Genomic DNA, 12,336 nt, shown 5'->3' with positions numbered 1-12,336 from the left:
GCTTCTCCTCGTGACGGTCGCTGCGCTGTTCGAGCGATGGGAGAACCGTAGGTCGACGCGTAAGGTCACGGATCGTGTTCGCGGACCGATCGTGTCGCTCCGGAGGCCACGCCGGGTCCTCCCGGTGGAGGACCCCGTCCGGCGCGGCGCGGCCTAGCCTGCGCCGCATGCACCCGACCTGGACCCGGCTCGGCGTCGGCGTCCTCGCCGGGGCCGCGGTCGCGCTCGGGTCGGCCGCGGAGGCCACCGTGTACCGGGACACCGACGCGGCGCTGTACCTCGTCCCGACCCTCGCCCTCGCCCTCGGCGCCCTGCTCGCGCCGCTGCTGCCCTGGGCGGGCCTGCTCGCGGCGGCCGCGACCTTCCCGCTGCAGGCGCTCGCCGCGCCGGCGAGCCCCGGGGTGGGCGGCATCGCGCTGATCACGATGATGGTGCTCGTCGCGTCCGGGGCCCGACGCCTGCCGCTGCGCGCGAGCGGGCCCGGCGCGGCGCTGGTCGCGGTCGGCGGGGCGGTCGGGTCGATGCTGCACGGCGCGCCCTGGTTCGAGCTCGTCTTCTTCGGCGCCACGATGGGCGGTGCCTGGACCCTCGGCTGGCTGCTGCGCCGCGAGCGGACCCGCAGCAGCGAGCTCGCCCGCCTCGCCGACGAGCTGGCCGCCGAGCGCGAGCGCACCACCCGGCTCGCCCTCGTCGAGGAGCGCGCCCGCATCTCCCGCGAGCTCCACGACGCCGTGGCGCACTCCGTCTCGGTGATGACCCTGCAGGCCGGCGTGGTGCGTCGGCGCCTCGAACGCCTCGAACACCTGGCCGACGCGGGCCCGGAGGTCGCGGCGCTGCGCTCGGTCGAGGACCTCGGGCGGCGCTCGGTCGACGAGCTGCGGCGCGTGGTCGGGGTGCTGCGCTCGGGGGAGGAGGGTCCCGACGACGAGGCGCTCGCGCCGGCGCCGTCGCTGCACCATCTCGACGACCTGGTCGGCCGCCTCGCGGGCGCCGGGCTCGTCGTCGGGGTCACCGTGCACGGCGAGCCGGGTCGGCTGGCCCCCGCGACGGACACCTCCGCCCACCGCATCGTCGCCGAGGCGCTGACCAATGTCCTGCGCCACGCGCACACCGACCGCGCGGAGGTCGTCGTGCGGTGGGAGGGCCCGCGGGTGACGGTCGAGGTCCTCGACGAGGGGGTCGGGCCGTCCGGGGCGGACGACGAGGCGGACGGTGGCGGCCCGGGACACGGGCTGCTCAACCTGCGGGAACGGGCCCTCCTCGCCGGCGGCACGCTCGACGCGGGCCCCCGTCCCAGCGGCGGGTTCCGGGTCCGGGTGGTCCTCCCGGTGCTGGCCGTGCCGGAACCGGCGGTGGCCCGGTGACCACCGGGGTGGTGGTCGCCGACGACGAGGCGCTCGTGCGGATGGGCCTGCGGATGCTGCTCGACGCCGAGGACGACCTCGCCGTACTGGCCGAGGCGGCCGACGGCCGGACGGCGGTGGAGGCCGCCCGCCGGACCGGGGCCGACGTCGTCGTGATGGACGTGCGGATGCCGGGGCTCGACGGGATCGCGGCGACCCGGGCGCTCGCCGCCGCCGGCAGCCCGGCCCGGGTGCTCGTGCTCACCACCTTCGACGACCACGCCACCGTGGACGCCGCCCTGCGCGCCGGGGTGGCGGGCTTCCTGCTCAAGACGGCCCCGCCCGAGGAGCTGCTCGAGGCGGTGCGCCGGGTGGCCGCGGGGCAGGGGGCGCTCGACCCCGACGTCGTCCCCGGCGTCGTCGCGGCCTACGGACGGACCGCCGCCGCACCGGCCCGGCCGGCCGTGCTGGACGCGCTGACGCCCCGGGAGTCCGAGGTGCTCGCCCTCGTGGCCCGGGGGCTCGCCAACGCCGAGGTCGCGGCGCGGCTGCACCTGGGGGAGACGACGGTGAAGACCCACCTCGGCCGGATCCTCGACAAGCTGGCGATGCCCGACCGGCCGCGGCTCATCGCGTGGGCGTGGGAGCACGGTGTCGTGACGTCCTGATGTGGCGCCGCGCGGTCCTAGAAAGTGACTGCGGAATGGTTGCGCGGTACTGTCCACGTATGGCACCACGGCGCGACTACTTCGACGGCTGCGCGGCCGCCCACGCCCTCGACCTGGTCGGGGAGCGGTGGGCGCTGCTCGTCGTGCGGGAACTGATGCTCGGCCCGAAGCGCTTCACCGACCTGCGCACCGGTCTGCCGCACGCCAGCCCGAACGTCCTGTCCCAGCGGCTGCGGGAGCTGGAGGACGCCGGGGTGCTGCGGCGTCGCCGGCTGCCCCCGCCCGCGGCCTCGGCGGTCTACGAGCTCACCGACTGGGGCTACGAGCTCGAGCCGGTGCTGCAGACCCTCGGGCGCTGGGCCGCGCGCTCGCTGCCGGAGGCCGAGTCCATCGGGGTCGACTCGCTCGTCATGTCGATGCGCACGATGTTCGCGCCGGACCGCGCGGACGGCGTCGAGGAGACGGTGCAGTTCGTGTTCGCCGACCAGCCCTTCGTCGCGACGCTGCACGACGGGGAGTTCACGATCGTCCGGGGCGACGCGCCGGCGCCGGACGCCACGGTCTCCGGGGCGCCCGAGGCGTGGGCGGCCGTGCTCTACATGGGCCACCCGCTGGACTCGGCGGTGTCCGACGGGATGCTGACCGTCAGCGGGGACCGGGCGGCGGTGGAGCGGCTGCTGGGCCTGTTCCCGATGCCCGAGCGGCTGGAGCCGGCCGCCGTCTGAGTCGTCGCCCGAGTCGTCGGTCGAGCACGGCGGCGATCCCGCCCGCCACCGACAGCACGCCGGAGGCGAGGAGGACGACCGTCCCCCATCCCTCCAGTGCGCCGTCGGTGAGCACGGCGTGGCCCACGCCGAGCACCGTCGCGAGCAGGGCGAACCCGCCGTGCAGCAGCCGGAACGTCGGTCCCGACCAGCCCAGGCGGCGCCGCGGCCCGCCCAGCGCCACGACCACCACCAGCAGCACCAGCGAGATCAGCGCCATCCGCGCCCGCGTGGGACCGTCCGGCGACATCGCGAACAGCGCGTCGTCGGGTGAGAGCACGAGCAGCGCCACGACGTGCACCACGACGAGGACCAGCACCGCCGCCCCGACGGAGACGTGCGCCCGGAGCCGCCCGCGGGCCAGCCAGGGCTGGGCCGCGAGAGCCGCGACCGCCACGGTCGCGCTGAGCGTGGAGGCCACCAGCACGGGCTCCGCGCCCGCCAGGTGCGGCGAGGTCAGGGCGACGACGAGGCCCGCCAGGCCGAGCAGGCCCGCCGTCGGGACGGCCCATCTCCTCACGGCGACAGCACCAGATCGACCTGCGCACCCGTGTCGCCGTCGCGGGTGACGTTGCGCAGGAACACCCGCCGCCACGGACCGGGGTCGTCGTACCCGACGTGGACGTTGGGCTCGCCGAACTGCGCGACGAGCGGGTCGGTGTCGACCCGATAGCGCCCCCGGTCGTCCGTGCGCACCGAGGTCCGGTTGCGCTGCTCGCTCGCCGTGGCCGTCTGCGCCCAGACCTGCACGCGGACGCCGGGCAGCGGGCGGCAGGCCTCGTCGCGGACCGTCCCGGTGACGGTGAACCCCGCTCCCAACGGGTTCGCGAAGGGCGCCCGCGGCACGTAGTTGTTGGTGCCGCCGGGGTTGGTGATCGTCGGCGGGCAGGTGCCGGAGGCGAGCTCGGCGACCGAGGGTCCCTCCGGGCCGGAGCCGCGGACCCCGACGTCCCGAGCGCCGGTCCCGTGCAACGAGCTGGTCGCGAGGAGCACGCCGACGGTCCAGAGCACGGCGACGAACACCGTGATCGCGACGGGATGGGGCCTCACGGAACCACTGAATCACGCGAGACGCAGCGCAGCGGAGCCCGACCCGACCGGTCGTGCCACGATCATCGACATGAGCAGCGCCGTCGAACCCGCCGTCCTCGTCGAGACCGACGACCAGGAGGCGGTGACCACCGTCCGGCTCAACCGCCCGGACAACCGCAACGCGCTGACCCTCGAGCTGAAGGTCGCCCTGCGGGACGCGCTGGAGGCGGTGGCCGACGACCCGTCGGTGCGCGCGGTGGTGCTCGCGTCCAGCGGCAAGGCGTTCTGCGTGGGGCAGGACCTGCGCGAGCACGCCGAGGCCCTGCGGTCGGGTGAGGACGGGGCGATCGGGGCCGACGCCCTGTCCACGGTCCCCGAGCACTACAACCGGATCGCGATGGCGCTGGGGACCATGCGCAAGCCGGTCGTCTGCGCGATCAACGGCACGGCCGTCGGCGCCGGACTCGGATTCGCCCTCGCCTGCGACCTGCGGGTGGCCACGGCCGGGACGAAGTTCGCGACGGCGTTCGCGGGCATCGGCTTCGGCGGCGACTCCGGGCTCTCCGGGACCCTCGCGCACTGCGTCGGGTCCTCCCGGGCCACCGAGCTGCTGATGCTCGGCGACACCTTCACCGCCGAGCAGGCGCGGGACTGGGGGATCGTCCGGGAGGTCGCGGAGACCCCGGAGGCCACCGACGCCGCCGCGCTCGCCCTCGCCCGCCGGCTCGCCGCCGGACCCACGCTGGCGTTCGCGGAGATCAAGGCGGCCGTCGCGATGGGCACGGTGTCCTCGCTGCGCGAGGTCCTGGAGCACGAGGCCGCGGCCCAGGCCCGGCTGGGAGCCACCGAGGACCACCGCAACGCGGTGGACGCCTTCGTCGCGAAGGAGAAGCCGGTGTTCCGCGGGGCCTAGACGGCCTGCAGCCCCACCACGCGGAGCAGGTCGAGCTTCTCGGCGTCCTCGGTGCCCGGGGCCGCCGAGTAGACGACGAGGCGCTGGTCGTCCTGGGGGACCTCGAGCACGTCGCAGTCCAGGACGATCGGCCCGATCCCCGGGACGTCGTAGCGCTTCCGGTCGACCCGGGCGTGCTCGACCGGGCGCGCGTCCCACAGGTCGACGAAGCGCGGGCGGGTGCGGTACAGCTCGTCGACGATCCCGCGCAGCCGGCGGTCCTGCGGGTAGCGGGCCAGCGCGGCCCGGGCCCGTGCGACGGTCGAGAACTCGAGCCGGGACGCGTCCCCCTGCTCGTCGGTGGCGAGCCGGATGTCGCCCGCGAACTGGAGCCACAGCAGGTTCCGGCGCTCCCGCGGCACGGCCGACACGTCGCCCCACAGCGCGGCGAGCAGCGGGTTCCAGGCCAGGACGTCCTCGCGGGCGCCGATGAGCATGGCCGGCAGGTCGTGCATGCGGTCGAGCAGGCGCAGGACCGAGGGGCGGACGGTGTCCCGGACCTGGTCGGGGCCCGGGAGCGCGACCCCGGCCAGCGTGAAGAGGTGCGTGGTCTCGGCCGCGGTGAGCCGCAGCGCACGCGCCAGCGCGCCGAGGACGGACTCCGACGGGTGCGGCCCGCGGTCCTGCTCGAGCCGCACGACGTAGTCGACCGACACGCCCGCGAGCTGCGCGACCTCCTCGCGCCGCAGCCCCGGCGTGCGGCGGCGGGGCCCGGCGGGCAGGCCGACCTCGGCGGGGGAGAGGCGCTCGCGCCACTGGCGCAGGGCCGCGGCGAGTTCTCCGGTGTCGCTCACGGGCCCCAGCCTGCCCGGTCGGTCGCCCCGGTGCCTGGGACCGCGGGTCCCTGGCTCGGGCCGGACGCCCGGCGGACGGTGATCGACATGACCACAGCACTCGTCACCGGCGCCTCCCGCGGGATCGGCGCCCATGCCGCCCGCCGCCTCGCCGCGCAGGGCGTCACCGTCCTCGCCGGCGTCCGGAACCCCGACACCACGTCGTCCACCGAGGACGGCATCCACCCGATCGCCCTCGACGTCACCGACGACGCGTCGGTCGCCGCCGCCGTGAAGGAGGTCGAGGCCTCGTTCGGGGGGCTCGACGTCCTCGTCAACAACGCCGGGATCACCGGTCCCGAGTCCGCGCCCGCCGACACGACCGCCGACGGCATGCGGGAGACCTACGAGACCAACGTGTTCGGCCCGGTCCGCGTCACCCACGCGTTCCTGCCCCTGCTCCGCAGGGCCGACCGGCCCCGGCTGGTGCTCGTGTCCTCGCAGCTCGGCTCGCTGACCTCGATGGACGAGGGGCGGTGGGAGCGCTACCCCTACCTCGCGTACCCCTCGTCGAAGGCCGCGCTGGACATGGTCGGGGTGATGTACGCGAGGACGATGCCCGACGTCCTCGTCACGATCGTGAACCCCGGCCACACCGCCACGGACCTCAACGACCACCGCGGCCACCAGACCCTCGACGAGGGCACGGACGCGCTGGTCGCCGCCGTCCTCGACACGACGGGCCCCTCCGGCCGCTTCGTGTCGCGCGACGGCGTCATCCCCTGGTGACCGTCTCCCGCAGGTCGCGCTTGAGGACCTTCCCGACGGCGTTGCGCGGGAGCGGCTCGGTCGTCGTCCGGATCGTCGTCGGGGCGGCGAAGGCCGCGATCCGCGTGGCCACCCGCTCGCGCAGCGCGTCCTCGTCGGGCACGTGGCCGGGCGCGTGCACGACGACGGCCGCGACCTCCTCCCCGTAGGTCGGGTGCGGGATCCCGATCACCGCGGCGTCGAGCACACCGTCGACCTCGAGCAGCTCGGCCTCGACCGCGGCGCAGTAGACGTTCTCCCCGCCGCGGATCACCACGTCCTTCAGTCGGTCGACCACGCGGATCACGCCGTCGTCGACGCGGCCCAGGTCGCCGGTGCGGAACCAGCCGTCGACGAACGCGGCCGCCGTGGCCTCGGGGGCGTTCCAGTACCCACGGACCACGTTCGGCCCGCGGAACCACAGCTCGCCCACCTCGCCCTCGCCGAGGTCCGTTCCCGACGACGGCTCCACCACGCGGACGTCCGCGCTCGGCACCGGGCGGCCCACCGCGTCGGGCGCGGCGACGTACTCGTCGCCGGAGTTGAACGCGATCCCGGCGGTCGTCTCCGTCAGCCCGTACCCGTTGCCGGGGGTGGCCACCGGGGCTGCCCGGCGGACGAGCTCCGGCGGGATCGGGGCGCCGCCCATGCCGATGTTCACCAGGGTGGCGAGGTCGCCGCGGCGGCCCGTGGTCTCCGCGACGCGCAGGAGGTCGCTCGCGATCGTCGGGACCCCGGCGATGCCGGTCAGGCCCTCGGCGGCGATGAGGTCCAGCGTCTCGCCGGCGTCCCAGCGGTACTGGGTGGCGAGGACCGAACCGGCGAGTGTCATGTTCACCATCGCGCAGAGCCCGGCGACGTGGAACATCGGGAACGCGAGCAGCATCCCGGGCCGTTCCGGCGGCGCCGCGCCGGTCACCCGGGCGCCCGCGGCGGCGAGCAGCCCGCGGTTGGCCACGTCGGTGAGCAGGTTCCGGTGGGTGCCCACCGCGCCCTTCGGGCGCCCGGTCGTGCCCGAGGTGTAGAGGATGAAGGCGTCGTCGTCGGGAGCCGGGCGGTGCTCGGGCAGGGGACCGGGGACGGGCTCGCCGAGGAACGCCTCGAACGTCGTCGCACCGGGGCCGCGGACGGTGACCACCGGGACCTCGTCGGGAGTGACCTCCCGCAGCACCGCGCTGCGTTCACCGTCGGCGACGACGAGGCGCGGCCCCGCGTCGGCGACCGCATGGGCCAGCTCGGCGGCCTGCCACCACGCGTTCAGCGGCACCACCACGAGCCCGGACACCCACGCGGCCCAGCACACCGTGGGCCACTCCGGGTAGTTGCGCAGGCAGACCGCCACCCGGTCACCCGGGCGCAGGCCCGCGTCCGCGAAGCGGTGCGCGAGCGTGGCGACCCGGGCTCGGTGCTCGCCGAAGGAGACGCGCTCGCCGGCGTAGACCGTGAAGGGGCGGTCGTCGGCGACGGCGAGGGCCTCGTGCGCCTCGCGCAGGGTCTGCGGTCCGGTCACGTGCACCCGCAGCGGGATCCCGCGGACCTCCGTCGCGGCGAGCTCGAAGGGCCCGCCCGGCCCGGTCAGCTCGGCGATCACGTCCGCGCGCGACGGTGCGGCCTCGTCGATGGACACGCCCGGCAGTCTGCTCCCGATCGGACGACGCCGCGGCCCGGTGGGCGCAGCGTCCCGCGCTGTCGGGTTCGTGGGGACTGCGACACAGGAGTGATCGGAGCCACGAACGGGTACCAGCTGCATCTACGTCCGGGTGCACCGTGCCCGGGCCTGCGCGGCGTCCCCACCGCCGGGCAGCGAGGAGGCGGCCATGACCCTCGAGGCGACCCCCACGGTCGACCCGACCCGCGTCGGGCGCCGTCCCGGGCTCCCGGTGGACGCCCGCGGCCCGCTCCCCGACGCCGCCACGCTGAGCTGCCGCCTGCACGCAGCCGTCGAGCGGGCCGAGGGTGCGGGCCTCGACCTCGAGCTGCACGTGGACGTCGAGCCGCTCCCCGCGCCGCAGGCGCGCGTGGTCGAGTGCGCGCGCGAGAGCGCGGCCAGCCGGGGTGTGGATCTCCGTCTCGTGAGCTGAGGGCTCGGTCACACCCACACGGCGGTGATCCGTCGGTGATTCATCGGGGGCTCTCAGGAATCGTCGGCGTGTCGTTCCCCCGTACGCTCTCCTTCCGGTTCGGGCGATCGGCCCGACTCGTCCCGTTCCTGTCCGGCTGGTGACGGATGCCCAGCTCAGGACCGTGATCCCCGCCGTGCGGTGCGGATCTCGGGGTGCAGACTCCTCCTCGCTCGACCGCACCGGACCCGCTCTGCGGGCGTTGGGGAGGACGAGCACTCCGCATCACCGACCGCGAAGGAACACACCATGGGTCGTCACCACCGGGACGCGTCCTCACCCTCGGGTGGCGCCGGATCGCGACTGCGGGTGGGCGTCGGATCCCTCGGCATGGTCGGCGCCGGCCTGCTGGCGATGGGCGCCCCCGCGATCGCTGCGCCGGCGGCCGCACCGGCTCCGGCGCCCGCGACGGCGCCCGGCAGCCAGACGCCGTGCAAGCCCGAGGCGAAGGCGTGCGTCGACATCTCGGCGAAGAAGGCGTGGCTCACCGACGGGCACGGCAAGGTGATCTACGGCCCGGTGCCGATCACCACCGGCGCGAAGGGCTACGAGACGCCCACCGGCACGTTCTCGGTGATGTGGAAGGACAAGGACCACAAGTCCGACGAATACGACCACGCCCCGATGAACAACTCGGTGTTCTTCGCGCCGGGCGACGCCTTCCACGAGGGCAGCCTGCAGCGTGACTCGGCGGGCTGCGTGCACCTCTCGCACGACGCGTCGGAGAAGTTCTTCGACTACCTGAACGTCTACGACCAGGTGCAGATCGTTCCCTGACAGGGTGTGCGGCATGGCCGCCACCCCGGACGAGCGCGACGAGCGCATCGCCCTGCTCCTGGACTACGAGAACCTCGCGATCGGGGCCCGGGAGGGGCTGGGGGTCTCCCCGTTCGACCTCGGTCCGGTCGCCGACGCCCTCGCCGTCCGCGGCCGCGTGGTCGCGCGGCGGGCGTACGCGGACTGGTCCTCCTTCGACGACGACCGTCGGCTGCTCGCCCGGGCCCAGGTCGAGCTCATCGACATCCCGCAGCGGCTCGGCGGGTCCCGCAAGAACTCGGCCGACATCAAGATGGCGGTCGACGCGATCGAGATCGCCTACGAGCGTTCGTGGGTCACGACCTTCGCCATCGGCACCGGCGACTCCGACTTCACCCCGCTCGTGCACAAGCTGCGCGAGCTCGACAAGCGGGTGATCGGGATCGGCGTCGCGTCCTCGACCTCGCGGCTGCTCCCGCCCGCGTGCGACGAGTTCCTCTACTACGACCGCCTCGTCGACACGAGCCCGCCGCCCGAGCCGGCCGCACCCGCCGTCGGGAAGGAGGAGGCGGCCGAGCCGTCCGAGCCGTCCGGGTCCGCCGGCGACGAGGCGGTGGAGCGGTTGGTGACGCGCACGCTGTCCGGGCTCGCGCGGCGGGGCGACGGGCCGGTGCTCGCGTCGCGGCTCAAGCGGGCGATGCTGCGCCAGGACCCCACCTTCGACGAGGCCGAGCACGGCTTCCGCGGCTTCGGCGAGTTGCTCCGCCACCTGCAGGAGCGGCGGATCGTCGCGCTGGGGGAGGGGTCGGCGCACGGAGACCCGGAGGTCAGCTTCCCGGTCGACGAACCCGCCGAGGACGACGCGTTCCGCCTGCTGGCGCAGGTGGTCGGCGACCTGGCCGGGCGGGACGGGACCGTGCCGTTGTCCGGGTTGAAGGACCAGGTGCGCAAGCGGCGGGCCGACTTCAGCGAGAAGACGTACGGCTTCGCGTCGTTCCTGTCGTTCGCGAAGGCGGCCCGGGCGCGGGGTGTGGTCGGCATGGACTGGGACGAGCGGGCGGGGGACTGGCGGCTGCGGCGGGCCTGATCGTCGCGACGTCTCGGGCTCGTGGCCCCTGCGTGTCAGATCGTCGGCCTGACCCAACGACGCCACCGGTCCTGCGGGTGGAACCCCACGTGCCGCCACAGCGCCTGCCCGTGGGTGTTGCCCTCGAGGACCATGGCGTCGAGTCGTCGGGCGCCCAGGGCGACGAGACGGCGTTCCGCCGCGTCGACGAGCGTGGTGGCGACACCGCGTCGACGGTGGGCGGGGTGGACCGCGAGCCGGTACAGGTGCGCCCGCCATCCGTCCCAGCCGGCGACGAGGGTGCCGACGATCTCGTCGCGCTCGTGGGCGAGCAGGAGCGCACCGGCGTCCCGGGCGAGCAGAGCGTGGACCACGTCGGGATCGTCGGGTGGCCGGTCGTCGTTCTCCGCAGCGACGGCCCAGAGTGCGAGGACCTGCTCGGCGTCGTCGGACCTGGCGTCCCGAATGCTGATCACGGTGGTTGATCGTGCCTAGAAGGGTGGCTCGTCGTCGTAGGGGTTCGGGGGCTGGTGGTGTTTCCCCGCCGCCACCCTCGTGTCCCGCCTCGATCGCCATGACCCGAACGGTAGTTCGAGCCACTGACAGTCACCGCCGGCCATCAACCGCCGGAACCGCCGACAGACTCCGCGAGAAGCACACGAGGCAGGGATCCGAGGCCCAGAAGCTGCCCCACGTCACCCTCGCAGCGGCGACGTCGGCGAAATCGGCCAGGATCACGACTGCATCACGATCTCCGGTACGGCAGCCCCACGCACACGTAGGGATACGCCACGACCTCCCGGCCCGCCGTCGCCGGATGCCCCGCGAGGCACGACCGGATCGACCTCAGCACCCGCTCCCGGTCGGCCGGCTCCCGCGTGCTGACCCGGCTGAACGTGGAGAACAGCGCCACCAGGTCGTCCACCGCCAGCGACTGGTCCCACGGCACCCGCGTCACCGGTCCTGCGGTGAAGCCCTCGACGGCGAACGCTGTCACGTCGGGCAGCTCCTCGGGCAGTCCGGCCAGCCGGTTGAGCTCACGGACCCAGTCGACGGACACGTCCGGCATGTTCGAGAGCAGCAGCAACAGCCCGTCGTCGACCAGCACCCGCCGTGCCTCGGCCGCCGCCGCGACGGGCTCGGCCCAGTGCCACGACTGCCCGTAGACCACCGCCGACGCCACGCCCGTGTCCACCGGCAACCGCTCCGCCGCCCCGTCGACGACCTCCACGCCCGGCAGCCCGCGCCCCACGAGCACCGAGCGCATCTCCGGGTCGGGCTCGACCGCCACCACGCGTCGTCCGGAACGAGCCAGGGCCGTCGAGAGCTTCCCGGTGCCGGCGCCCACGTCCACCACCACGGTCCCGACCACGGGTCGCAGTACCTCGGACGGATAACCGGGACGGAGCCGGTCGTACTCGGCGGCGAGACGGCCGAACGAACGCGCCCGGCCGCTCACGTGAACACCGGGCCGCCGACGCGGGTCCGCTTCAGCTCGGAGAAGCCGGGAGAGCGCGCGAGGGCCACCGCCCCGTCGAACACCTCCAGCGCCGCCCGGCCACGGGGGATCGCCCCGAGCACCGGCCCGAAGAACGCGACCCCGTCCACGTGGACCACGGGGGTCCCGACGTCCAGTCCCACCGCGGCCATGCCCTCGTCGTGACTGCGCCGCACCTCCGCGTCGAGCGACGCGTCGTCGGCGGCGGACCACAGCGGCAGGAGGTCCATCGCGGTGAGCACCCGGCGGAGCACCTCGTCGCGCCCGCGGACGCCCTCGCGGTGGTAGAGGGCCCCGAACCGCGACACGAACTCGGGCAGGCGGTCGCCGACGGCGACGCCGACGCGCACCGGTCGCCACGCGCTCTCGGTGCCACGGGCGGACTCCGGCCCGCGATCGGCATCGGCCTCGCCGAGCACCGCGAGGCTCATCAGCCGCACCTCCAGGTCCACCGACCGCTGCGCGACGACCTCCTCGAGCCAGCACAGCGCGACGTAGGCGAACGGGCACACCGGATCGACATAGAGTCGCACCCCGCCAGCATGACCGAGGAGGCC

General features: G+C 74.8%; 15 protein-coding genes. 8 read left to right on the top strand and 7 right to left on the bottom strand.

Annotated elements, in window-relative coordinates:
* Positions 1-167 precede the first annotated feature (167 nt).
* From ACQPYX_RS19380 to ACQPYX_RS19370, 3 genes are read left to right on the top strand one after another with little or no spacing between them, the layout of a single operon-like run.
* Positions 168-1,364: a sensor histidine kinase gene (locus ACQPYX_RS19380; protein ID WP_433798930.1), complete on the top strand. Its 1,197-nt coding sequence runs from the start codon at positions 168-170 to the stop codon at positions 1,362-1,364.
* Positions 1,361-2,011 (top strand): response regulator, encoded by a 651-nt coding sequence (locus tag ACQPYX_RS19375; RefSeq protein WP_433798929.1) that lies wholly within the window; start codon positions 1,361-1,363, stop codon positions 2,009-2,011. Before ACQPYX_RS19380 ends, ACQPYX_RS19375 begins: the two co-directional genes overlap by 4 nt.
* A gap of 59 nt (positions 2,012-2,070) precedes the next feature.
* Positions 2,071-2,736 carry a winged helix-turn-helix transcriptional regulator gene (locus tag ACQPYX_RS19370; RefSeq protein ID WP_433798928.1) on the top strand — a complete coding sequence of 222 codons (666 nt, stop codon included), beginning with the start codon at positions 2,071-2,073 and terminating at the stop codon, positions 2,734-2,736.
* Here ACQPYX_RS19370 and ACQPYX_RS19365 read toward each other — a convergent pair.
* Together ACQPYX_RS19365 and ACQPYX_RS19360 are read right to left on the bottom strand one after the other, a co-directional pair.
* Complete coding sequence (locus ACQPYX_RS19365) at positions 2,657-3,295, bottom strand: hypothetical protein (RefSeq protein WP_433798927.1); 639 nt, start codon at positions 3,293-3,295, stop codon at positions 2,657-2,659. The two genes, ACQPYX_RS19370 and ACQPYX_RS19365, sit on opposite strands and share 80 nt — an antisense overlap.
* Complete coding sequence (locus tag ACQPYX_RS19360) at positions 3,292-3,825, bottom strand: hypothetical protein (protein WP_433798926.1); 534 nt, start codon at positions 3,823-3,825, stop codon at positions 3,292-3,294. The genes ACQPYX_RS19365 and ACQPYX_RS19360 overlap by 4 nt, the downstream gene beginning before the upstream one ends.
* Positions 3,826-3,895: 70 nt before the next feature.
* On the opposite strand from ACQPYX_RS19360, the gene ACQPYX_RS19355 reads away from it, so the two are divergent.
* Positions 3,896-4,720, top strand: a complete 825-nt coding sequence (locus ACQPYX_RS19355; RefSeq protein WP_433798925.1) for an enoyl-CoA hydratase/isomerase family protein — start codon at positions 3,896-3,898, stop codon at positions 4,718-4,720.
* On the opposite strand, the gene ACQPYX_RS19350 is transcribed toward ACQPYX_RS19355, so the two are convergent.
* Entirely contained in the window at positions 4,717-5,553 is an 837-nt protein-coding gene (locus ACQPYX_RS19350) for a helix-turn-helix transcriptional regulator (RefSeq protein WP_433798924.1), read from the bottom strand. The two genes, ACQPYX_RS19355 and ACQPYX_RS19350, sit on opposite strands and share 4 nt — an antisense overlap.
* An 87-nt stretch (positions 5,554-5,640) precedes the next feature.
* Here ACQPYX_RS19350 and ACQPYX_RS19345 point away from each other — a divergent pair, with 87 nt between their 5' ends.
* Positions 5,641-6,321, top strand: coding sequence for an SDR family NAD(P)-dependent oxidoreductase (locus ACQPYX_RS19345; RefSeq protein WP_433798923.1), 681 nt, complete (start codon positions 5,641-5,643; stop codon positions 6,319-6,321).
* Here ACQPYX_RS19345 and ACQPYX_RS19340 read toward each other — a convergent pair.
* Positions 6,308-7,966, bottom strand: coding sequence for a class I adenylate-forming enzyme family protein (locus tag ACQPYX_RS19340; RefSeq protein ID WP_433798922.1), 1,659 nt, complete (start codon positions 7,964-7,966; stop codon positions 6,308-6,310). The two genes, ACQPYX_RS19345 and ACQPYX_RS19340, sit on opposite strands and share 14 nt — an antisense overlap.
* A 190-nt stretch (positions 7,967-8,156) precedes the next feature.
* On the opposite strand from ACQPYX_RS19340, the gene ACQPYX_RS19335 reads away from it, so the two are divergent.
* The 3 genes from ACQPYX_RS19335 to ACQPYX_RS19325 all read left to right on the top strand — a co-directional run bounded on the left by ACQPYX_RS19335 (position 8,157) and on the right by ACQPYX_RS19325 (position 10,302).
* A complete protein-coding gene (locus ACQPYX_RS19335; protein ID WP_433798921.1) occupies positions 8,157-8,420 on the top strand; it encodes a hypothetical protein in 264 nt (87 codons plus the stop codon).
* A gap of 348 nt (positions 8,421-8,768) precedes the next feature.
* Positions 8,769-9,236 carry a L,D-transpeptidase gene (locus tag ACQPYX_RS19330; protein ID WP_433798920.1) on the top strand — a complete coding sequence of 156 codons (468 nt, stop codon included), beginning with the start codon at positions 8,769-8,771 and terminating at the stop codon, positions 9,234-9,236.
* A 13-nt stretch (positions 9,237-9,249) separates the two neighbouring features.
* Complete coding sequence (locus tag ACQPYX_RS19325; RefSeq protein WP_433798919.1) at positions 9,250-10,302, top strand: NYN domain-containing protein; 1,053 nt, start codon at positions 9,250-9,252, stop codon at positions 10,300-10,302.
* A 35-nt stretch (positions 10,303-10,337) separates the two neighbouring features.
* On the opposite strand, the gene ACQPYX_RS19320 is transcribed toward ACQPYX_RS19325, so the two are convergent.
* The 3 genes from ACQPYX_RS19320 to ACQPYX_RS19310 all read right to left on the bottom strand — a co-directional run bounded on the left by ACQPYX_RS19320 (position 10,338) and on the right by ACQPYX_RS19310 (position 12,312).
* On the bottom strand, positions 10,338-10,757 hold the full coding sequence (locus tag ACQPYX_RS19320) for a GNAT family N-acetyltransferase (RefSeq protein WP_433798918.1): 420 nt from the start codon (positions 10,755-10,757) through the stop codon (positions 10,338-10,340).
* A 269-nt stretch (positions 10,758-11,026) separates the two neighbouring features.
* Complete coding sequence (locus ACQPYX_RS19315; RefSeq protein WP_433798917.1) at positions 11,027-11,740, bottom strand: methyltransferase domain-containing protein; 714 nt, start codon at positions 11,738-11,740, stop codon at positions 11,027-11,029.
* Positions 11,737-12,312, bottom strand: a complete 576-nt coding sequence (locus tag ACQPYX_RS19310) for a mycothiol-dependent nitroreductase Rv2466c family protein (RefSeq protein WP_433798916.1) — start codon at positions 12,310-12,312, stop codon at positions 11,737-11,739. Before ACQPYX_RS19310 ends, ACQPYX_RS19315 begins: the two co-directional genes overlap by 4 nt.
* Positions 12,313-12,336 lie beyond the last annotated feature (24 nt).

It is taken from the genome of Actinomycetospora sp. CA-084318 (assembly GCF_050955885.1).
Lineage (GTDB): Bacteria > Actinomycetota > Actinomycetes > Mycobacteriales > Pseudonocardiaceae > Actinomycetospora.
This window is presented reverse-complemented; position numbering and strand designations above follow the sequence as displayed.